At 53.0% G+C, this 20,160-nt stretch carries 19 protein-coding genes; 10 read left to right on the forward strand and 9 right to left on the reverse strand.

Features of this window, described 5'->3' with window-relative positions; translation table 11 throughout:
- Positions 1-9 precede the first annotated feature (9 nt).
- On the reverse strand, positions 10-1,152 hold the full coding sequence (gene caiA, locus FHD02_RS07040) for a crotonobetainyl-CoA dehydrogenase (protein ID WP_220393751.1): 1,143 nt from the start codon (positions 1,150-1,152) through the stop codon (positions 10-12).
- Between the two features lie 34 nt (positions 1,153-1,186).
- Positions 1,187-2,704 (reverse strand): L-carnitine/gamma-butyrobetaine antiporter, encoded by a 1,518-nt coding sequence (gene caiT, locus FHD02_RS07045; RefSeq protein ID WP_003829695.1) that lies wholly within the window; start codon positions 2,702-2,704, stop codon positions 1,187-1,189.
- 480 nt (positions 2,705-3,184) lie between these two features.
- Here caiT and FHD02_RS07050 point away from each other — a divergent pair, with 480 nt between their 5' ends.
- The 9 genes from FHD02_RS07050 to folA all read left to right on the forward strand — a co-directional run bounded on the left by FHD02_RS07050 (position 3,185) and on the right by folA (position 11,513).
- Positions 3,185-3,955 carry an electron transfer flavoprotein FixA gene (locus tag FHD02_RS07050; protein WP_079937116.1) on the forward strand — a complete coding sequence of 257 codons (771 nt, stop codon included), beginning with the start codon at positions 3,185-3,187 and terminating at the stop codon, positions 3,953-3,955.
- A gap of 15 nt (positions 3,956-3,970) precedes the next feature.
- Positions 3,971-4,912, forward strand: a complete 942-nt coding sequence (locus FHD02_RS07055) for an electron transfer flavoprotein subunit alpha/FixB family protein (RefSeq protein WP_220393752.1) — start codon at positions 3,971-3,973, stop codon at positions 4,910-4,912.
- A 48-nt stretch (positions 4,913-4,960) separates the two neighbouring features.
- Positions 4,961-6,247, forward strand: coding sequence for an FAD-dependent oxidoreductase (locus FHD02_RS07060; RefSeq protein WP_123268686.1), 1,287 nt, complete (start codon positions 4,961-4,963; stop codon positions 6,245-6,247).
- The gene (gene fixX, locus FHD02_RS07065) at positions 6,244-6,531 is read left to right on the forward strand and encodes a ferredoxin-like protein FixX (RefSeq protein WP_220393753.1); all 288 of its coding nucleotides are present in this window, start codon (positions 6,244-6,246) and stop codon (positions 6,529-6,531) included. The genes FHD02_RS07060 and fixX overlap by 4 nt, the downstream gene beginning before the upstream one ends.
- Positions 6,532-6,678: 147 nt before the next feature.
- Positions 6,679-8,022 carry an MFS transporter gene (locus FHD02_RS07070; RefSeq protein WP_003845694.1) on the forward strand — a complete coding sequence of 448 codons (1,344 nt, stop codon included), beginning with the start codon at positions 6,679-6,681 and terminating at the stop codon, positions 8,020-8,022.
- 90 nt (positions 8,023-8,112) lie between these two features.
- Positions 8,113-8,346, forward strand: a complete 234-nt coding sequence (locus FHD02_RS07075; RefSeq protein ID WP_003018880.1) for a YgdI/YgdR family lipoprotein — start codon at positions 8,113-8,115, stop codon at positions 8,344-8,346.
- 103 nt (positions 8,347-8,449) lie between these two features.
- Positions 8,450-8,980: a glutathione-regulated potassium-efflux system oxidoreductase KefF gene (kefF, locus tag FHD02_RS07080; protein WP_079937112.1), complete on the forward strand. Its 531-nt coding sequence runs from the start codon at positions 8,450-8,452 to the stop codon at positions 8,978-8,980.
- Complete coding sequence (gene kefC / locus FHD02_RS07085) at positions 8,973-10,835, forward strand: glutathione-regulated potassium-efflux system protein KefC (protein WP_220393754.1); 1,863 nt, start codon at positions 8,973-8,975, stop codon at positions 10,833-10,835. The genes kefF and kefC overlap by 8 nt, the downstream gene beginning before the upstream one ends.
- 198 nt (positions 10,836-11,033) lie before the next feature.
- On the forward strand, positions 11,034-11,513 hold the full coding sequence (folA, locus tag FHD02_RS07090; RefSeq protein ID WP_137383754.1) for a type 3 dihydrofolate reductase: 480 nt from the start codon (positions 11,034-11,036) through the stop codon (positions 11,511-11,513).
- A gap of 66 nt (positions 11,514-11,579) precedes the next feature.
- On the opposite strand, the gene apaH is transcribed toward folA, so the two are convergent.
- The 6 genes from apaH to lptD are packed head-to-tail and all read right to left on the reverse strand — an operon-like array spanning position 11,580 to position 18,325.
- Positions 11,580-12,428: a bis(5'-nucleosyl)-tetraphosphatase (symmetrical) ApaH gene (apaH, locus tag FHD02_RS07095; protein ID WP_220393755.1), complete on the reverse strand. Its 849-nt coding sequence runs from the start codon at positions 12,426-12,428 to the stop codon at positions 11,580-11,582.
- A 10-nt stretch (positions 12,429-12,438) separates the two neighbouring features.
- Positions 12,439-12,816, reverse strand: coding sequence for a Co2+/Mg2+ efflux protein ApaG (gene apaG / locus FHD02_RS07100; RefSeq protein WP_003018867.1), 378 nt, complete (start codon positions 12,814-12,816; stop codon positions 12,439-12,441).
- Positions 12,817-12,818: 2 nt separating this feature from the next.
- Positions 12,819-13,640, reverse strand: a complete 822-nt coding sequence (gene rsmA, locus FHD02_RS07105) for a 16S rRNA (adenine(1518)-N(6)/adenine(1519)-N(6))-dimethyltransferase RsmA (protein WP_005124503.1) — start codon at positions 13,638-13,640, stop codon at positions 12,819-12,821.
- Positions 13,633-14,625, reverse strand: coding sequence for a 4-hydroxythreonine-4-phosphate dehydrogenase PdxA (gene pdxA, locus FHD02_RS07110; protein WP_220393756.1), 993 nt, complete (start codon positions 14,623-14,625; stop codon positions 13,633-13,635). Before pdxA ends, rsmA begins: the two co-directional genes overlap by 8 nt.
- Entirely contained in the window at positions 14,625-15,911 is a 1,287-nt protein-coding gene (surA, locus tag FHD02_RS07115; RefSeq protein ID WP_220393757.1) for a peptidylprolyl isomerase SurA, read from the reverse strand. Before surA ends, pdxA begins: the two co-directional genes overlap by 1 nt.
- Positions 15,912-15,964: 53 nt before the next feature.
- Positions 15,965-18,325, reverse strand: coding sequence for an LPS assembly protein LptD (gene lptD, locus FHD02_RS07120; protein WP_137360234.1), 2,361 nt, complete (start codon positions 18,323-18,325; stop codon positions 15,965-15,967).
- A 255-nt stretch (positions 18,326-18,580) separates the two neighbouring features.
- On the opposite strand from lptD, the gene djlA reads away from it, so the two are divergent.
- Positions 18,581-19,396, forward strand: coding sequence for a co-chaperone DjlA (gene djlA, locus FHD02_RS07125; protein ID WP_003845702.1), 816 nt, complete (start codon positions 18,581-18,583; stop codon positions 19,394-19,396).
- A gap of 95 nt (positions 19,397-19,491) precedes the next feature.
- Here the strand turns inward: djlA and rluA are convergent, their stop codons facing one another.
- Positions 19,492-20,151: a bifunctional tRNA pseudouridine(32) synthase/23S rRNA pseudouridine(746) synthase RluA gene (rluA, locus tag FHD02_RS07130; protein ID WP_220393758.1), complete on the reverse strand. Its 660-nt coding sequence runs from the start codon at positions 20,149-20,151 to the stop codon at positions 19,492-19,494.
- Positions 20,152-20,160: the final 9 nt, after the last annotated feature.

Raw genomic sequence — 20,160 nt, forward strand, 5'->3', positions numbered from 1 at the left:
CGTGCTGAATTAGCGGTATTGCTTAAGTACCGCACGACCCAACGTCAGGATCTGCATTTCGTCAGAACCACCAGAAACACGGTCAACGCGCAGGTCACGCCAGAAACGCGTGATGCGATGGTTACCCGCGATGCCTATTCCGCCCAGTACCTGCATAGCGGTGTCTACCACTTCGAACGCGGCATTGGCGCAGAAGTATTTACACATTGCCGCGTCACCCGAGGTAATGGTGCCGTTATCCGCTTTCCACGCAGCTTCCAGCAGCATATTTTTCATGGAATTTAGTTTGATCGCCATGTGCGCGAACTTCTCCTGGATCAGCTGGAAACGGCCGATCGTTTCGCCAAACTGTACGCGTTGGTTGGCATAACGCGCGGCGTCTTCAAAAGCGCACATTGCCGTACCGTAGTTGGTCAGCGCGACGAGGAAGCGTTCATGGTCAAACTCTTCTTTCACACGGTTGAAGCCATTACCTTCCCGACCGAACATGTCTTTCTCGTCCAGTTCAACGTCATCAAAGGTGATTTCACAGCAGCTATCCATGCGCAGACCGAGTTTCTCCAGTTTGTTGACCTTGATACCCGCCTTGCTCATGTCAACAAACCATTCGGTATAAACAGGTTTATCCGGTGATGCACCATCTCTCGCCATCACTACGATGTACGGGGTATAGGCGCTACTGGTGATAAAGCACTTACTGCCATTAAGATAAACCTTACCATTTTTGCGTGTATAAGTGGTTTTCAGACTGCCAACATCCGATCCCGCTCCCGGTTCTGTGATCGCCGAGTTCCACATCTGCTTACCGGTCCCCTGGAACGCCATGATTTTATCAATTTGCTCTTGGGTACCTTCACGCAGAAAAGTGTTAAAACCGCCTGGTAATTGATACAACACGTAAGTCGGTGCGCCAAGACGTCCGAGTTCCATCCAGACGGCGGCAACGGTGACAAAACCGGCTTCCAGCCCACCGTGTTCTTCCGGGATCAACAGACTATCGATGCCCATATCCGCCAGCGCTTTTACAAAACGCTCAGGATAGACGCTGTCGCGATCGCACTCGGCAAAATAAGCTTCCCAGTTCTCACTGGCCATCAGTTCACGAATACCGGCGACAAACAGTTCCTGCTCGTCATTTAAGTTGAAATCCATCTTTCAGCCTCTTGATCAATTGGGTTAATAAGAATTACTTGTCTTTCCAGTGCACTTTGGCGTCTTTAATAAAGGACAGCGTCACCATGATGTTGACGAAGAACAGCGGACATCCCCCGGCGATAATTGCGGTCTGAATGGGCTTCAACCCACCCAGCGCCAGCAGAACGATGCCGATGACGCCGACCAGAACGGACCAACCGATACGCACCAACAGCGGCGGTTCTTCACCATCACGAACTTCGCGACAGGTGGACATCGCCAGGGTGTAGGAGCAGGCGTTAATTAGCGTGACGGTGGCAATAAAGCAGAGGATAAAGAATCCCCACATGGTGGCGGTGCTGAGCGGTAAAGCAGCCCAGGTTTCGATAATGGCGCGCGCCACGCCGTGTTGTTCAATCAACTGCGGGATGTTGAGAATGTTTTTATCCATCAGCAGCAGCGTGTTGCTGCCAAGGACGGTCCACAGGATCCAGGTTGATGCAGTCAGGCCCAACACCATCCCGAAACACAGTTCACGTACGGTACGACCGCGAGAAATACGTGCCAGGAAGATACTCATCTGGATGGCGTAAATAACCCACCACGCCCAGTAGAAAACAGTCCAGCCCTGCGGGAAGCCGCCTTTGCCGATGGCATCTGTGTAGAACAGCATGCGCGGCAGATGCATCAGCAGCATGCCGACCGAGTCGGTGAAGTAGTTCATGATGAAGCTGGCGCCGCTGACGATAAACACCCAGCCGAGCATCAGGAAGCTCAGGTAACTACGTACGTCGCTGGCGATCTTGACCCCTTTTTGCAGGCCGCAGGCCACGCAAATGGCGTTCAATATGATCCAGCAGGTAATGATGATGGCGTCGAGTTGCAGCGTATGCGGAATACCGAACAGCCATTGCATACACTCGGTTACCAGCGGGGTAGCGAGACCGAGGCTGGTTCCCATCGCGAAGATCAGCGCCACCAGATAGAAGTTATCGACGATGGTGCCGAACAAGCCCTTGGCATGCTTCTCGCCCACTAATGGCACTAGCGTGGAACTGGGACGGATAACGTCCATTTTGCGTACAAAGAAGAAGTAGGCGAATGCGACTGAAAGGAAGCTGTAGGTTGCCCACGGCAGCGGTCCCCAGTGGAACAAGCTGTACGCCAGAGCTATCTCTTTTGCGCCAACGGAGTTGGGGGCGAGAGCAAACGGCGGGGTAGAGATATAGTAGTAGATCTCGATGGAACCCCAGAACAGCACCGCGGCGGATGTACAGGACGCGAACATCATAAAAATCCAGCTGGCGGTACTAAACTCGGGTTTTTCGTCGCCTAATTTCTTTTTCGAATATGGGCCAAAGACCAACCAGAACCAGCCGAAGAGCATGACGACCATATACCATTCGAATGCCCAGCCCCAGACGTTGGTGACATAACTGAATACCGCATTAATAACGACGTTAGCGGCATCAAGATCTCTTACTGTTAGCCAACAAAGTATCCCAACAATTATTAATGGCGGAAAAAAAACCTTCGGTTCAATTCCCGACTTTCTCTTTTCATTTTTCATAAGTGAATTCCAGTGTGAAAACGAAATTTATTTAGCGTGCCAGTGTGTGATCGTTTGTTTATTTATTATTAATGATTTGTTGATAACTTTTTAACCTCTGGGGCGCCTCAGTGAGTAACTCATAATGGGTATTCATTTTCGGCTATTCTGTTATCTGTGTCACACTTTTTTATGCTGGTTATTTTGTCTGAAAATACAAATAATTTCTTTATTAATCATAATCTTGATGTTTATTTTTTAACTTTTTTAAGTGACTGGCGTTCAATATTGTTGAACCAGCAAACAATATTGAAAATTTTCGTGTTTGACATGTTTCTTTCAATATTGGTGAAGTGCATAACACTATTGAAAGTTACGAATATCAATGTGTGACATTTTCAATATTGGTGATTAATGTTTTATTTCCGAATTAAAGAGCGTGATATCTGTATTTAACACCGCCGATATAAATACGTTTCCTTCATGATTTCTGGAGATGCAATGAAGATAATTACTTGCTATAAATGCGTACCTGATGAGCAGGATATTGCGATTAATAATGCTGATGGAACACTTGATTTCAGCAAAGCGGATGGCAAAATCAGCCAATATGATCTGAATGCGATCGAAGCGGCTTGCCAATTGAAACAGCAGGTGGGAGAGGCTCAGGTTGTGGCCATGAGCGTCGGCGGCAAAGCGCTGACCAATGCAAAAGGGCGCAAAGACGTGCTCTCCCGTGGCCCTGATGAACTGATTGTTGTCATTGACGAACAATTTGAACAGGCGCTGCCGCAACAAACCGCCACCGTGCTGGCTGCCGCCGCACAAAAGTCAGGTTTTGATCTGCTTATTTGCGGCGACGGTTCTTCCGATCTTTATGCTCAGCAGGTTGGTCTGCTGGTGGGCGAAATGCTGAACGTGCCGGCGATTAACGGCGTGAGTAAAATCCTCTCTCTTACCGACAACACGCTGACGGTAGAGCGTGAACTGGAAGATGAAGTTGAAACCCTGAGTATCCCGCTTCCGGCGGTGATCGCGGTTTCTACTGACATCAACACCCCTCAAATCCCTTCCATGAAAGCCATTCTTGGCGCGGCGAAAAAACCGGTTCAGGTCTGGTCGTCTGCGGACATTGGGTTGAACGGCGCGCAAGCGTATTCCGAACAACAGGTTGCCGCACCGAAGCAGCGCGAGCGTCAGCGCGTTGTGATTGAAGGTGACGGTGAAGAACAGATTGCCGCGTTTGTCGAGAATCTTCGCAAAATCATTTAATTATCAGGGGATGTTATGAACAAATTTTCCAGTGTCTGGGTATTCAGCGATACCCCTTCTCGTCTGCCGGAACTGATGAATGGTGCGCAGGCTTTAGGTGAAAACGTTAACACATTTGTACTCAGCGATGAGGACAGCGCGGCGGCATGCCATTTAGGCGCAGCTCATGTCTGGCTGCTCAGCGGCAAACCAGAAGACCGTATGGTTGAAGACTACGCCGATGCGATGGCCGAGACCATTCGTCAGCACAGCGAGGGCGGCGCGGTGCTGCTGCCGAATACGCGTCGGGGCAAGCTGTTAGCGGCAAAGCTGGGCTTTCGCTTGTCGGCTGCGGTCTCAAACGACGCCAGTGCAGTCGCGGTGGAGGACGGAAAAGCAGCGGTCAAACATATGGTCTACGGCGGCCTGGCGATGGGGGCAGAAACAATCGTTTCACCGTTTGCTGTGATCACACTCAGCAGCGGAACGTTTGACGCGCAGCAACCGGATACCGCCCGCAGCGGCGAGGTGCACACCATCCAGTGGCAGGCTCCGGCTATTGCCGTGACCCGTACGGCAACTCAGGCGCGTCAGAGCAACAGCGTCGATCTCGACAAAGCCCGTCTGGTGGTCAGCGTGGGACGCGGTATTGGTAGCAAAGAAAATATCTCGTTGGCTGAAGCACTGTGCCAGACCATTGGCGCTGAGCTGGCCTGTTCGCGTCCGGTGGCTGAAAACGAGAAGTGGATGGAGCACGAACGCTACGTCGGCATTTCCAACCTGATGCTCAAACCAGAACTGTACCTGGCCGTGGGGATCTCCGGGCAGATCCAACATATGGTCGGCGCCAACGGCGCGCAGACGATTTTCGCCATCAACAAAGATAAAAATGCGCCGATCTTCCAGTACGCAGATTTTGGCATCGTTGGCGATGCGCTGAAGATCCTGCCTGCGCTGACGGCTGCTCTGGCGCGTTAAACCATTCGGGCAGGGTGCGAAAGTATCCTGCCACTGACAGGAGTACGTATGTCCGAAGATATCTTTGATGCCATCATCGTGGGTGCAGGTCTGGCCGGTTCGGTTGCGGCGCTGGTGCTGGCTCGGGAAGGTGCACAGGTGCTGGTCATCGAGCGCGGCAATTCTGCTGGTGCGAAGAATGTCACCGGTGGGCGCATGTATGCGCATAGCCTGGAGCGCATCATTCCCGGTTTTGCTGAGCAGGCCCCCATTGAACGCATAATCACCCACGAAAAACTCGCCTTTATGACCGACAAAGGGGCGATGACCATCGACTATTGCAATGGTGAAGAGGCCGCATCGTCGCAGGTTTCTTATTCCGTCTTACGCAGCAAATTTGACGCCTGGCTGATGGAGCAGGCCGAGGAAGCGGGAGCCCAGCTTATCACCGGTATTCGCGTGGATAACGTTGTGCAGCGAGAAGGCAAAGTCGTGGGCGTGGAAGCCGACGGCGATATTCTGGAAGCCAAAGTTGTGATCCTCGCTGACGGGGTGAATTCTTTGTTGGCAGAAAAACTGGGCATGGCCAGGCGCGTTGAGGCATCACATGTTGCTGTTGGCGTAAAAGAGCTGATCGAATTGCCAAAATCGGTGATTGAAGATCGTTTCCAGTTACAGGGGAACGAAGGCGCAGCCTGCCTGTTTGCCGGTTCACCGACCGATGGTCTGATGGGCGGGGGCTTCCTCTATACAAATGAAACGACCCTTTCTCTGGGGCTGGTCTGCGGGCTTCATCATCTGAAAGATGCTAAAAAATCGGTCCCACAAATGCTGGAAGATTTCAAACAGCATCCGGCGGTTGCCCCACTTATCGCCGGTGGCAAGCTGGTGGAATATGCCGCGCACGTCGTACCGGAGGCCGGTATGAATATGCAGCCTGAACTGGTGGGTGACGGAGTACTGATTGCCGGTGATGCTGCCGGAATGTGTATGAACCTCGGCTTTACCATCCGCGGTATGGATCTCGCCATATCAGCAGGCGAAGCGGCGGCGAAGACGGTGCTTTCCGCGATGAAGCGCGACGACTTCAGCAAGCAGTCGCTGGGCGAATACCGTCAGCATCTCGATGATGGTCCAATGCGCGATATGCGCATGTATCAGAAGCTTCCCGCTTTCCTTGATAACCCACGCATGTTTACCGCCTATCCCGAAATGGCGGTCAGTATCGCGCGCGACCTGTTCACCGTAGATGGCTCTGCTCCGGTGCCAATGCGCAAAAAAATCCTGCGCCATGCGAAGAAAGTGGGCTTCATCAACCTGATGAAAGATGGCCTGAAAGGAGTGACCGTATTATGACATCTCCCGTCAATGTGGACGTCAAACTGGGCGTCAATAAGTTCAATGTGGACGAAGAAAGCCCGCATATCATTCTCAAAACCGATCCTGATAAACAGACGCTGGAAGTGCTGATTAAGGCTTGTCCAGCCGGACTGTATAAAAAGCAGGACGATGGCAGCGTCCGTTTTGATTATGCCGGATGCCTGGAGTGCGGAACGTGCCGCATTCTCGGACTTGATACAGCGCTGGAAAAGTGGGAATACCCGCGCGGGACATTTGGCGTGGAGTTTCGCTACGGCTAATAAGTACGAGGTTGTGCACCCGTAGGCTGGATAAGACGCGTTAACGTCGCCATCCGGCAATCATGTGGAGCCAATGCCGGATGGCGACGTAAACGCCTTATCCGGCTTACAGATGACGCTTTGCCCGTGTTGAAACAGGAAGTCGCTATGCAGCAGCCCAGGAACTTTGATGACATCAAATTTACCTCTATTCACCGCCGGATAATGCTGTGGGGAAGCGGTGGGCCATTTCTGGATGGTTATGTGCTGGTGATGATTGGCGTGGCGCTGGAACAGCTCACGCCAGCATTGAAACTGGACGCACAGTGGATTGGTCTGCTGGGTGCCGGCACGCTCGCCGGTCTGTTTGTGGGGACGTCGCTGTTTGGCTACATTTCCGATAAGGTCGGGCGGCGCAAAATGTTCATCATCGATATTATCGCCATTGGTGTAATATCGGCGGCAACCATGTTTGTTTCCTCGCCCGTTGAGCTGTTGGTGATGCGCGTGTTGATCGGCATTGTGATTGGTGCCGATTATCCGATTGCCACCTCGATGATTACCGAGTTCTCCAATACCCGCCAGCGCGCTTTCTCCATCGGTTTTATCGCCGCGATGTGGTATGTCGGCGCTACCTGTGCCGATCTGGTCGGTTACTGGCTGTATGATGTTGAGGGCGGATGGCGCTGGATGCTGGGCAGCGCGGTGATCCCCTGTATTTTGATCCTGATTGGGCGCTTCGATCTTCCTGAATCGCCGCGCTGGCTGCTGCGTAAAGGTCGGGTGAAAGAGTGTGAAGCGATGATGATCAAACTGTTCGGCGAACCGGTGGTGTTCGACGAAGAGGCACCGCAGGAGACGCGCTTCCTACAGCTGTTTAACCGCCGCCATTTCCCGTTTGTACTGTTTGTCGCCGCTATCTGGACCTGCCAGGTGATCCCGATGTTCGCCATTTATACCTTTGGTCCGCAGATTGTTGGACTGTTGGGGCTTGGTGCCGGGAAAAGCGCGGCGTTGGGCAATGTGGTGATAAGCCTGTGCTTTATGCTGGGGTGCATTCCGCCCATGTTCTGGCTCAATAGCGCGGGCCGTCGGCCATTGTTAATTGGCAGCTTTATAATGATGACGCTGGCGCTGGCCGTGCTGGGGTTAATTCCTGATATGGGGGCGTGGCTGGTGGTGCTGGCGTTTGCCGTGTACGCGTTTTTCTCGGGGGGACCGGGAAATCTGCAGTGGCTGTACCCAAATGAACTGTTCCCTACCGATATTCGCGCGTCTGCCGTCGGGGTGATCATGTCCTTAAGCCGCATTGGCACCATTGTTTCAACCTGGGCCCTGCCGGTGTTCATCACCAAATACGGGATCAGCAATGTCATGCTGATGGGCGCAGGAATTTCGCTGATTGGCCTGCTTGTGTCCATCGCTTTCGCCCCGGAAACGCGAGGTCTGACGCTGGCGCAAACCAGTCAAATGACGATTCGCAGTAAGCCCGTGACCAGGGCGGGCTATTAGGAGTGTTCTGTATTTTCCCTGTAACTCAGTCAGTTAGCCTACAGTTAACAGGTATATCACTGAAAGCAACTGAAAAGCAGGGAGAACACCATGCAAAAACATATCCTGATCACCTCTATTTTTACCGCAGCAGCATTGTTTACCGTGGCCGGTTGTTCCTCAAACCAGGCGGTTAAAACCACCGATGGCAAAACAATCGTCACTGACGGCAAACCGCAAGTCGATGATGATACTGGCCTGGTATCGTACAAAAATGCCCAGACGGGTAAGACGGAACAGATTAACCGCGATCAGGTTAAAGATATGAGCGAGCTGGATAACTAGTTCAGTTTTCTCCATTCAGCCACTCAATAATATTGACTGTTAGCCTGCGGATTAAGTGACTAAACTCACTGTTATTACAATAATGCAGTGAAACAGGCTAATCATGATCCTCATCATTTATGCGCATCCCTATCCGCAGCACTCGCATGCGAATAAGCGGATGCTTGAACAGGCAAGGACGCTGGAGGGCGTGGAGATCCGCTCGCTCTACCAGCTCTACCCCGACTTCAATATCGATATTGCCGCTGAACAGGATGCGCTGGCACGCGCTGATTTGATCATCTGGCAGCATCCGATGCAGTGGTACAGCACACCTCCATTACTCAAGCTGTGGATGGACAAGGTCCTTGCACACGGTTGGGCGTACGGCCACGGTGGAACTGCGCTGCACGGTAAACATCTGCTGTGGGCGGTGACGACCGGCGGCGGTGAAAACCACTTCGATATTGGCTCCCATCCCGGATTTGATGTGCTCTCCCAGCCTTTACAGGCAACAGCGCTCTATTGCGGCCTCAAATGGCTGCCGCCGTTTGCGATGCACTGTACGTTTATCTGTGATGATGAAACCCTGCAAGCGCAGGCGCGTCACTACAAACAGCGTCTGATGGAATGGCAGGAGGCACACCATGGATAGCCATACGCTGATACAGGCGCTGATTTACCTCGGATCGGCGGCACTGATTGTCCCCATCGCCGTACGGTTGGGGCTCGGGTCGGTACTGGGGTATCTCATCGCCGGGTGCATTATCGGTCCATGGGGCCTGAGGCTGGTGACGGATGCCGAATCCATCCTGCATTTTGCGGAGATCGGTGTGGTGCTGATGCTGTTTGTCATCGGTCTGGAGCTGGATCCGCAACGTTTGTGGAAACTTCGAGCCTCGGTGTTCGGCGGCGGCGCGCTACAGATGGTGGTATGCGGGGGCCTGATTGGTGGGTTCTGTATGTTCCTCGGCCTGCGCTGGCAGGTAGCGGAACTGATCGGCATGACGCTGGCGCTTTCCTCTACGGCTATCGCTATGCAGGCGATGAATGAACGCAACCTGATGGTTTCACAAATGGGCCGCAGCGCGTTTGCCGTGCTGCTGTTCCAGGATATCGCCGCTATTCCACTGGTGGCGATGATTCCGTTGCTGGCAGCGAGCGGTGCATCGACAACGCTTGGGGCGTTTGCATTGTCTGCCCTTAAGGTAGCGGGCGCACTGGTATTGGTGGTGGTGTTGGGGCGTTATGTCACACGTCCGGCCTTACGTTTTGTTGCCCGTTCGGGCCTGCGGGAAGTATTTAGTGCCGTTGCGCTGTTCCTCGTGTTTGGCTTCGGTCTGCTGTTGGAAGAGGTTGGATTGTCGATGGCGATGGGGGCATTCCTGGCCGGGGTGCTGCTGGCGAGCTCTGAGTATCGGCACGCGCTGGAAAGCGACATTGAGCCGTTTAAAGGTCTGCTGCTGGGGCTGTTTTTCATCGGTGTGGGGATGTCTATCGACTTTGGTACGCTGATTGATAATCCCTTGCGCATTATCATTTTGCTGGTCGGTTTCCTGGTTATTAAAACCGTCATGCTGTGGTTGATAGCGAAACCGTTGCAGGTGCCGAACAAGCAGCGCCGCTGGTTTGCCGTATTATTAGGGCAGGGCAGTGAGTTTGCTTTTGTGGTGTTTGGCGCGGCGCAAATGGCAAATGTGCTCGATCCCGACTGGGCGAAATCGCTGACGTTGGCGGTGGCGCTATCGATGGCGGCTACGCCGATTTTGCTGGTGATTTTGACGCGTCTGGAAAAATCAGCGACAGAGGAAGAGCGGGAAGCCGATGAAATCGATGAGGAGCAACCGCGGGTGATCATCGCTGGATTTGGGCGATTTGGCCAGATAACCGGTCGTCTGTTGTTGTCCAGCGGTGTCAAAATGGTGGTTCTTGATCATGACCCGGACCATATCGAAACGCTGCGTAAATTCGGCATGAAGGTTTTCTATGGCGATGCGACCCGGATGGATCTGTTGGAGTCTGCAGGGGCGGCGAAAGCTGAAGTCATTATTAATGCCATTGACGATCCGCAAACCAGCCTGCAGTTAACCGAAATGGTGAAAGAGCATTTCCCGCATCTGCAAATTATTGCTCGTGCGCGCGACGTGGATCATTACATCCGCCTGCGCCAGGCGGGCGTGGATATGCCGGAACGTGAAACCTTTGAAGGTGCACTGAAGACTGGACGTCTGGCGCTGGAGGGGCTCGGCCTTGGGCGCTATGAGGCGCGTGAGCGGGCCGACGTATTCCGCCGATTCAATACCATGATGGTAGAGGAGATGGTGAAAGGGGAAAATGACGCGACTTCCCGCGCGGCCGTTTATAAACGCACCAGCGCAATGCTGAGTGAAATTATTGCGGAAGATCGTCAGCACTTATCGTTAATTCAACGCCATGGCTGGCAAGGCACGGATGAAGGTAAGCATACGGGCGACGTCGCCGATGAGCCGGAAGTGAAACCGTCAGTATAGGGTAAAAAATGTGATGTTCTGCAAACTTTACTGCTAATTGGCTGTTTTTGAACTACTGTAATGCTGGCGTACCACCATAAATAGGTCGGTTCGCCAGCAGAACGGAAAATTTTCCTGTTCATCCTCTTTCCGCCAGTCGACGAAAGATTGCGCTTTCCGTATAGTGGCGACAATTTTTTTGTATCCGGGAAATATTCAATGATCAGTCTGATTGCGGCGTTAGCGGTAGATCGCGTCATCGGTATGGAGAACGCCATGCCGTGGAACCTCCCTGCCGATCTCGCCTGGTTTAAACGTAATACCTTAAACAAGCCGGTTGTCATGGGACGCCACACCTGGGAGTCCATCGGGCGACCGTTACCTGGGCGTAAAAATATCGTCATCAGCAGTAAGCCTGGCACCGACGATCGCGTGCAGTGGGTGAAGTCTGTAGATGAAGCAATTGCGGCCTGCGGCGATGAGCCTGAAATTATGGTAATTGGCGGTGGGCGTGTGTATGAGCAGTTCCTGCCAAAAGCGCAGAAACTGTATCTGACGCATATTGACGCTGAAGTGGAAGGGGATACGCATTTCCCGGACTACGAGCCGGATGACTGGGAATCGGTGTTCAGTGAATTCCACGATGCCGACGCGCAAAACTCTCACAGCTACTGCTTCGAGGTTCTGGAGCGTCGTTAATTTGGATGCCTGATGGCATATTCGTTTGCCGGATAAGGTGCGGGCACCGCATCCGGCAAACGACTATCAGGCGTTGACTGCTTCGCCAGGATCCAGATTCAGATGGCGATTTGATGGCTGCACAAAGTACTGTTTGTCTTCCCAGCGCAGACAGGTGAGATCGCCTCCCCAACAACACCCCGTATCCAGCGCGTAAATACCTTCTGGTGTGCCTTTACCCTCCAGCGATGCCCAGTGCCCGAATGCAATGCTGTACGCTTCACTGACAGGTCCAGGAATGGCAAACCACGGCTTCAGCGGGGCAGGTGCCTCTTCTGGTGACTCTTTGCTGTACATATCCAACTGACCGTTGGGGAAGCAGTAACGCATGCGAGTAAAAGCGTTGGTAATAAAACGCAGGCGTGCCAGCCCCGTGAGTTCCGGGGTCCAGTTATTGGGCATGTCGCCGTACATCGCATCAAGGAAGAAGGGATACGAGTCGCTCGACAGCACGGCTTCAACATCGCGAGCACAGTCTTTTGCCGTCTGCAGGTCCCATTGTGGAGTGATACCGGCATGCGCCATCACCAGCTTCTTCTCTTCATCAATCTGCAAGAGCGGCTGGCGGCGTAACCAATTAAGTAACTCATCCGCATCCGCGGCTTCGAGCAGCGGTGTGAGCCGGTCTTTCGGTTTGTTACGGCTGATACCAGCAAACACGGCCAGCAGGTGCAGATCGTGATTGCCAAGGACTAACCGCACGCTATCGCCCAGAGATTTCACGTAGCGTAAAACGTCCAGAGAGCCTGGCCCACGCGCGACCAGATCGCCGGTGAGCCAGAGGGTGTCTTGTTCGGGGTTAAAGTCTACCTGGTGCAGCAAGGCGATCAGTTCATCGTAACAACCGTGAACGTCGCCAATAAGGTATGTTGCCATAGTTATTGTTTTAGTGAATGAGTGTTGGAACGGCGAGCCGAAACACGGGAATGTCGATGGTAAAGGCAATGCCTTGTTCATCGATCATTTCGTAATGACCCTGCATGGTGCCCAGCGGTGTTTCAATTACCGCTCCGCTGGTGTACTGATACTCTTCGCCAGGTTCGATATGGGGCTGAACGCCAACCACACCTTCGCCCTGAACTTCGGTTTCGCGGCCATGACCATTAGTGATCAACCAATAACGCCCCAACAGCTGCACAGGCGCTCGCCCCAAATTGCGGATAGTCACGGTATAAGCAAAAACGTAACGTTCATCATCAGGTGAGGATTGCGCCTCAATGTAGACGCTTTGTACCTGAATGCACACTCGGGGCGAATTGATCATCTTTAACTCTCCTTCGATGGCGCGTTTTCTGACAGATAGTTAGCCATCCGGCAGTATTGCGCGACAGAGATATTTTCCGCTCGCATCGCCGGATCAATACCCAGCTCGGTCAGGACCTCAACGCTAAACAGGTTACCGAGGCTGTTACGTACCGTTTTGCGGCGCTGGTTAAACGCTTCGGTGGTAATACGGCTCAGCACGCGGACATCTTTAACCGGGTACGGCATCGTCGCATGTGGAACCAGACGCACAACGGCGGAATCGACTTTAGGCGCAGGCGTGAATGCGGATGGCGGTACTTCGAGTACCGGGATCACATTGCAATAATATTGCGCCATGACGCTTAATCGACCATACGCTTTACTGTTTGGCCCTGCAACCAGACGATTGACTACCTCTTTTTGCAACATGAAATGCATGTCGGCAATGGCATCAGTATAGGTAAAAAGATGGAACATCAGCGGCGTGGAGATGTTGTACGGCAGGTTGCCGAAAACGCGCAGCGGCTGACCCATCGTTTGTGCGAGTTCGCCGAAGTTCATCGTCATGGCATCTTGCTGATAAATCGTCAGCTTTGGCCCTAAAAACGGGTGAGTTTGCAGGCGCGCGGCAAGGTCCCGGTCCAGTTCAATGACCGTGAGCTTATCCAGTCGTTCACCTACTGGCTCGGTCAATGCTGCCAGGCCCGGGCCGATTTCGACCATTGCCTGACCTTTCTGCGGATTGATAGCAGAGACAATACTTTCGATCACAAACTGATCGTTAAGGAAGTTTTGCCCGAAACGTTTACGGGCTAAGTGGCCCTGATGGACTCGATTATTCATTAGTATTAACAATCATTTTGATGGCGAGGTTAAGCGCCGTAATAAAACTGCCGACATCTGCTTGCCCACGACCCGCAAGTTCAAGTGCGGTGCCGTGATCGACAGATGTGCGAATAAAGGGCAGGCCCAGCGTGATATTCACACCGCGACCAAATCCCTGGTATTTTAGCACGGGGAGACCCTGATCGTGGTACATTGCCAATACGGCATCCGCGTGGTCGAGATATTTGGGCTGAAACAGCGTATCTGCAGGCAGTGGGCCGTTTAATTTCATCCCCTGCGTACGCAGGGTATCGAGGACCGGAATGATGGTGTCTAACTCTTCCGTCCCCATATGTCCGCCTTCACCAGCATGCGGGTTAAGTCCACACACCAGAATATGCGGATCGGCAATGCCAAACTTGGTGCGCAAATCATGATGCAGAATGCCAATCACTTCCTGCAACAGTGCGGGTGTAATAGCGTCGGCAACGGCTCTGAGCGGCAAATGCGTGGTGGCCAGCGCTACGCGTAGCTCCTCCGTCGCCAGCATCATCACCACTTTCTTCGCCTGTGAACGCTCTTCAAAAAACTCGGTATGCCCGGTAAACGGCACCCCAGCGTCATTGATTACGCCCTTGTGGACAGGGCCGGTAATCAGCGCCGCAAATTCACCTTGCAGACAACCATCGCAGGCGCGAGCCAGCGTATCCACGACATATTGGCCATTTTCTACCGCCAACTGACCTGCGACTACAGGTGCTCGTAGCGCAATCGGTAACAGCGTCAACGTACCTGCTGATTGCGGTCTGGCTGGAGTATCTGAAGAGTAGGGGAGGAGTGAAAGCGGTAAACCGAGCATCGCTGCCCGGTCACTGAGAAGAGCGGCATCCGCACAGACGACGAGTTCTACGGGCCACTCACGCTGTGCGAGCTGAACCACGAGGTCTGGGCCAATCCCGGCGGGTTCGCCGGGAGTGATGACAACGCGTTGAATACGAGTCATTAGTTGCTCAGAATTTTAACGTATGCGCTGGCGCGCTGTTCCTGCATCCAGGTCGCTGCTTCTTCCGAGAATTTACGGTTCATCAGCATACGGTAGGCACGGTCTTTCTGCGCTGCGTCAGTTTTATCCACATTACGCGTGTCCAGCAGTTCGATCAGATGCCAACCGAAAGAGGAATGCACCGGGGCGCTCATCTGGCCTTTGTTAAGTTTGGTCAGCGCATCGCGGAAAGCGGGATCGAAAATATCCGCCGCAGCCCAGCCCAGATCGCCGCCCTGGTTGGCAGAACCGGGATCCTGAGAAAACTCTTTCGCTGCTGCCGCGAAGGTGGTTTTACCGCTCTTAATATCTGCCGCGATTTGTTCCAGCTTCAGACGCGCCTGTTGATCGGTCATGAGCGGCGATGGCTTCAGCAGAATATGGCGGGCGTGCACTTCAGTCACGGAGATGTTCTGACTTTGACCACGCATATCGTTGACTTTCAGGATGTGGAAACCCACGCCTGAACGAATAGGGCCGATGATATCGCCTTTCTTCGCGGTGCTTAACGCCTGAGCGAAGATGCCCGGTAGTTCCTGAATACGTCCCCAACCCATCTGGCCGCCTTTCAGCGCCTGCTGGTCTGCGGAGTAAGTGATGGCCAGTTTGCCGAAATCGCTACCGTTACGCGCTTCATCAACAACGGAACGCGCCTGGCTTTCAGCCGCGTTAACCTGATCTGAAGTTGGGTTTTCCGGTAATGGGATCAAAATGTGGCTCAGGTTCAGCTCGGTGCTGGCATCGTTTTGGTTGCCAACCTGCTGCGCCAGGGCATCCACTTCCTGCGGCAGAATGGTGACGCGACGGCGGACTTCGTTGTTACGCACTTCGGAGATGGTCATCTCTTTGCGGATCTGGCTACGATAGGTCGAATAGCTTAAGCCATCCTGTGCCAGACGGCTGCGCATCTGATCCAGCGTCATGTTGTTTTGCTTGGCGATGTTGGCGATAGCCTGATCCAACTGCTCGTCAGAGATTTTAACCCCCATCTTCTGACCCATTTGCAGGAGGATTTGATCCATGATCAAACGCTCCAGGATCTGATGACGCAGCGTGGCGTCGTCCGGTAACTGCTGACCAGCCTGACCCGCATTAAGTTTTACTGACTGCATTAAGCCATCGACGTCGCTTTCGAGAACGACGCCGTTATTGACGACGGCTGCGACTTTATCGACTACCTGTGGGGCAGCGAAACTGGTATTCGCGATCATGGCGATACCGAGAAGCAGCGTTTTCCAGTTCTTCATACTTTTTCCATTTCAATTAACCGCAATGCGGATTACGTTGTAAATCAATCAGATCATAAAGCGCTTTGATACGGCAAAATGTTCGAACGCAACATTTGGTTGGTGCCGAGACCGTAGTTAGAGCTCAGACCACGCAGTTCGATATTAAAGCCGATCGTGTTGTCATAAATCGCGTGCTGCATTTTGTTATCCCAACCGTTCAGCTTACGTTCGTAGCCGAAGCGAATAGCGTAACAGCAGGAGTTGTACTGTAAGCCCAGCATTGAATCTGCTTCTTTGTTCACATTGGTATCGAAGTAGTAAGCACCGACAATCGACCAGCGGTCGGCAATCGGGAAGCTCGCCACCGCACCTACCTGTGAAATCCCATTTTCATATTGGGCGTTAGTTACATCGCGTGAAGGTACCGCGGCCTTAATATACTCTGGGCTGGCATAACGGTAGTTCAATTGCAGCATACGGTTTTCGTCACGGCGGTATTCGATACTGCTATTGCTGGTTGCGATGCTATCCAGGCGCGTGTCGTACTGGATCCCACTGCGTAAACCCCAGCGATCGGAGATGCGCCAGTAGGTATCGCCAGCCCATACCAGTGAGCCCGTTTTGTCGTCATTCTCCCATTCTGTATGGTCATCGCCAGTGCGAGACTCGGTGAAATAGTAGATTTGACCCACAGAAATATTAAAACGTTCAACGGCCGCGTCATCATAAACGCGAGATGTGACCCCGGTCGTTACCTGATTGGCGGAAGCAATACGGTCCAGGCCGCCATAAGAGCGGTCACGGAACAGGCCACTGTAGTCAGATTGCAGCAGGGATGAGTCATAGTTATAGATATGACTTTGGTCGCGGTATGGGACGTACAGGTACTGCGCGCGCGGCTCCAGCGTCTGGGTATATCCCGGCGCCAGCATGTTCATATCGCGCTCGAAGACCATCTTGCCGTCGACTTTAAACTGCGGCATGACGCGGTTGGCTGAATCGTCTAGCTTGTTAACGTTGCTCGGTTTGTTGTTGTACCAATCCAGGTTGGTCTGCTGATAGTGCGTTGCCAGCAGTTTCGCTTCGGTATTGATACTGCCCCAGTTATTTGACAACGGCAGATTAATGGTCGGTTCCAGGTGAACACGCGTGGCTTCCGGCATGTTGTCATTGGTGTTCACGAAATGGACCGCCTGGCCATAAATACGGGTATCAAACGGACCGACGTCATTCTGGTAATAGTTGACGTCTAACTGCGGCTGCGCAGAGTAGCTGTTACTGTTTGCGGCATCGAAGACCTGGAACTGCTTGGTCGAGACCGTGGCGTCAAAGTTCTGTACCGCATAGCCAACGCTGAATTTTTGCGTGGCATAGCCGTCGGTACTGGAACCGTATTTATTATCGAAATCATTGAAGTAGCTGGTGTCGCTGACCTTGGTGTAATCGATGTTGAAACGCCACACCTGGTCCATTACGCCAGCGTGCCGCCAGTAAAACAGCCAGCGGCGTGAGTTGTCATCCTTCGGGTTATCATCCTCGTACACTTTATCGGAGTTCAGATAGTCGAACTCCATCAGGCCTGCACCCGCCTGGGTGAGGTAGCGGAATTCGTTCTCCCACATGATGCCGCCACGACGGTGCATATAATGCGGCGTGATGGTGGCGTCCATATTGGGCGCAATGTTCCAGTAGTACGGAAGATAGAACTCAAAATAGTTATTAGTCGAGTATTTTGCGTTCGGGATCAGGAAACCGGAACGGCGCTTATCGCCGACGGGCAACTGTAAATAAGGACTGTAAAAGACCGGAACCGGACCCAGTTTAAAACGGGCGTTCCAGATCTCTGCGACCTGTTCTTCACGATCGTGGATGACTTCGCTACCGACGACGCTCCAGGTATCGGAACCGGGCAGACAGGAGGTAAAGCTACCGTTTTCCAGAATGGTATAACGGTTTTCCCCACGCTGTTTCATCAAGTCGGCTTTCCCGCGTCCCTGACGGCCCACCATCTGGTAATCACCTTCCCAGATGTTGGTATCTTTGGTATTCAGATTAGACCAGCCCTTCGGTCCCTTCAGAATAACCTGATTGTCATCGTAATGGACATTACCCAACGCATCGACGGTACGTACTGGCTCCGGCTGGCCTTCTGCCTGCTTCTGATGAAGCTGAACTTCGTCGGCTTGCAGGCGGCTATTACCCTGCGCAATATCCACGTTGCCGGTAAACACCGCGTCATCCGGGTAATTCCCTTTCGCGTTGTCGGCATTGATGGTGACGGGTAATTCATTGGTTTCGCCCTTCACCAGAGGACGGTTATAGCTCGGCACGCCCAGCATACACTGTGAGGCGAGATCGGCTGCCAGACCCTGTTGACTATAAAGGGCGCTGGCAATCATGGTGGCCAGAAGAGTGGGAATACGTTTTTTCATACGTTGTATTTATTGTTCCATCATCGGTAGCGTCGCGCGTGACAAACGGTCACAGCCTAACTTATCTCATCTTCACTGCGCTAGTGTTAATCCTGCCCATTTAGGCATCCGTGGTGTTAGGCACGGCATTGAATGACAGGTATGATAATGCAAATTATAGGCGATGTCCCACAATTGACCGCAGCCGTCAAACGGTAAAAGCAGCTTATATTGTGGGACATAGTCTGGCTGAGAGCATAAAGATTTGGGGAGTCTATGCAGTATTGGGGAAAGATAATTGGTGTAGCCGTGGCTTTAATGATGGGCGGCGGCTTCTGGGGTGTGGTTCTGGGCCTGTTAGTCGGCCACATGTTCGACAAAGCCCGCATGCGCAAAATGGCGTGGTTTGCCAACCAACGTGAACGCCAGGCGCTTTTTTTTGCCACCACTTTTGAGGTGATGGGACATCTGACCAAATCCAAAGGTCGCGTCACGGAAGCCGATATTCATATCGCCAGCCAGTTGATGGATCGGATGAATTTGCACGGTGATTCCCGTACTGCCGCGCAACACGCCTTCCGGGTGGGAAAATCAGACAATTACCCATTACGTGAAAAGATGCGTCAGTTTCGCAGCGTCTGTTTTGGTCGATTCGATTTGATCCGCATGTTTCTGGAGATCCAGATCCAGGCAGCATTTGCCGATGGGTCATTGCATCCTAACGAGCGCGAAGTGTTGTATGTGATCGCTGAAGAGTTGGGGATTTCGCGCACCCAGTTTGATCAGTTTCTGCGCATGATGCAGGGCGGGGCACAGTTCGGCGGCGGATATCAGCAGCAGTCCGGTGGTGGCGGCTGGCAGCAAGCGCAACGAGGCCCGACGCTGGAAGACGCCTGCAATGTTCTCGGTGTTAAAACAACCGACGATGCGACCACCATTAAACGCGCTTATCGTAAACTGATGAGCGAACACCATCCGGACAAGCTGGTGGCGAAAGGGCTGCCGCCGGAGATGATGGAGATGGCTAAGCAGAAGGCGCAGGAAATTCAAAAGGCGTACGAGCTGATTAAAGAGCAGAAAGGATTTAAGTGATTGAATTGCCGGATGCGGCTTGCGCCTTATCCGGCCTACGTTAATGAATGTAGGCCGGGCAAGCGAAGCGCTCCCGGCATCAATTGGCTCTGCGTTTAAAAATCTGCCGGGACTTTAAACGTCATGCTGTTGCCGTACTCGGGATGGGTGATGGTTAACATCTCTGCGTGCAGCAGCAGGCGCGGCGCTAACGCCAGGGCCTGTGGCGGGGCGTAGAAGCGATCGCCCAGAATCGGATGCCCTAATGCCAGCATATGCACACGCAGCTGGTGGGAGCGTCCGGTAATAGGTTTGAGCACCACCCGGGCGGTGTTATCCGCCGCGAACTCTACCACTTCATACTCGGTCTGCGCGGATTTCCCGGTCTCATAACACACTTTCTGCTTTGGCCGGTTCGGCCAGTCGCAAATCAGCGGTAAATCAACCAGTCCCTCGGCCGGAGCGGGATGTCCCCATACGCGTGCGACATACTGCTTTTTCGGTTCGCGCTCGCGAAACTGGCGTTTTAGTTCACGCTCTGCCGCTTTGGTTAGCGCGACTACAATCACGCCGCTGGTTGCCATATCCAGACGATGCACGGATTCAGCCTGCGGATAATCGCGCTGAATGCGCGTCATCACGCTGTCTTTGTGCTCACCCAGACGGCCCGGCACGGACAACAAGCCGCTCGGCTTATTGACCACCATAATGTGCTCATCCTGATACAGGATAACCAGCCAGGGCTCCTGCGGCGGATTGTAGTTTTCCATCTCCATGTATGGCTC

Source organism: Citrobacter sp. EC_71 (genome assembly GCF_019584005.1).
Lineage (GTDB): Bacteria > Pseudomonadota > Gammaproteobacteria > Enterobacterales > Enterobacteriaceae > Citrobacter > Citrobacter werkmanii.

Coding starts and splice junctions, on each gene's coding strand:
- fixX (WP_220393753.1), top strand. CDS start 6,244: ATGACATCTCCCGTCAATGTGGACGTCAAACTGGGCGTCAATAAGTTC.
- FHD02_RS07075 (WP_003018880.1), top strand. CDS start 8,113: ATGCAAAAACATATCCTGATCACCTCTATTTTTACCGCAGCAGCATTG.
- apaH (WP_220393755.1), bottom strand. CDS start 12,428: ATGGCAACATACCTTATTGGCGACGTTCACGGTTGTTACGATGAACTG.
- FHD02_RS07055 (WP_220393752.1), top strand. CDS start 3,971: ATGAACAAATTTTCCAGTGTCTGGGTATTCAGCGATACCCCTTCTCGT.
- apaG (WP_003018867.1), bottom strand. CDS start 12,816: ATGATCAATTCGCCCCGAGTGTGCATTCAGGTACAAAGCGTCTACATT.
- surA (WP_220393757.1), bottom strand. CDS start 15,911: ATGAAGAACTGGAAAACGCTGCTTCTCGGTATCGCCATGATCGCGAAT.
- rsmA (WP_005124503.1), bottom strand. CDS start 13,640: ATGAATAATCGAGTCCATCAGGGCCACTTAGCCCGTAAACGTTTCGGG.
- kefC (WP_220393754.1), top strand. CDS start 8,973: ATGGATAGCCATACGCTGATACAGGCGCTGATTTACCTCGGATCGGCG.
- caiA (WP_220393751.1), bottom strand. CDS start 1,152: ATGGATTTCAACTTAAATGACGAGCAGGAACTGTTTGTCGCCGGTATT.
- FHD02_RS07070 (WP_003845694.1), top strand. CDS start 6,679: ATGCAGCAGCCCAGGAACTTTGATGACATCAAATTTACCTCTATTCAC.
- kefF (WP_079937112.1), top strand. CDS start 8,450: ATGATCCTCATCATTTATGCGCATCCCTATCCGCAGCACTCGCATGCG.
- lptD (WP_137360234.1), bottom strand. CDS start 18,325: ATGAAAAAACGTATTCCCACTCTTCTGGCCACCATGATTGCCAGCGCC.
- FHD02_RS07060 (WP_123268686.1), top strand. CDS start 4,961: ATGTCCGAAGATATCTTTGATGCCATCATCGTGGGTGCAGGTCTGGCC.
- folA (WP_137383754.1), top strand. CDS start 11,034: ATGATCAGTCTGATTGCGGCGTTAGCGGTAGATCGCGTCATCGGTATG.
- caiT (WP_003829695.1), bottom strand. CDS start 2,704: ATGAAAAATGAAAAGAGAAAGTCGGGAATTGAACCGAAGGTTTTTTTT.
- djlA (WP_003845702.1), top strand. CDS start 18,581: ATGCAGTATTGGGGAAAGATAATTGGTGTAGCCGTGGCTTTAATGATG.
- rluA (WP_220393758.1), bottom strand. CDS start 20,151: ATGGAGATGGAAAACTACAATCCGCCGCAGGAGCCCTGGCTGGTTATC.
- pdxA (WP_220393756.1), bottom strand. CDS start 14,625: ATGACTCGTATTCAACGCGTTGTCATCACTCCCGGCGAACCCGCCGGG.
- FHD02_RS07050 (WP_079937116.1), top strand. CDS start 3,185: ATGAAGATAATTACTTGCTATAAATGCGTACCTGATGAGCAGGATATT.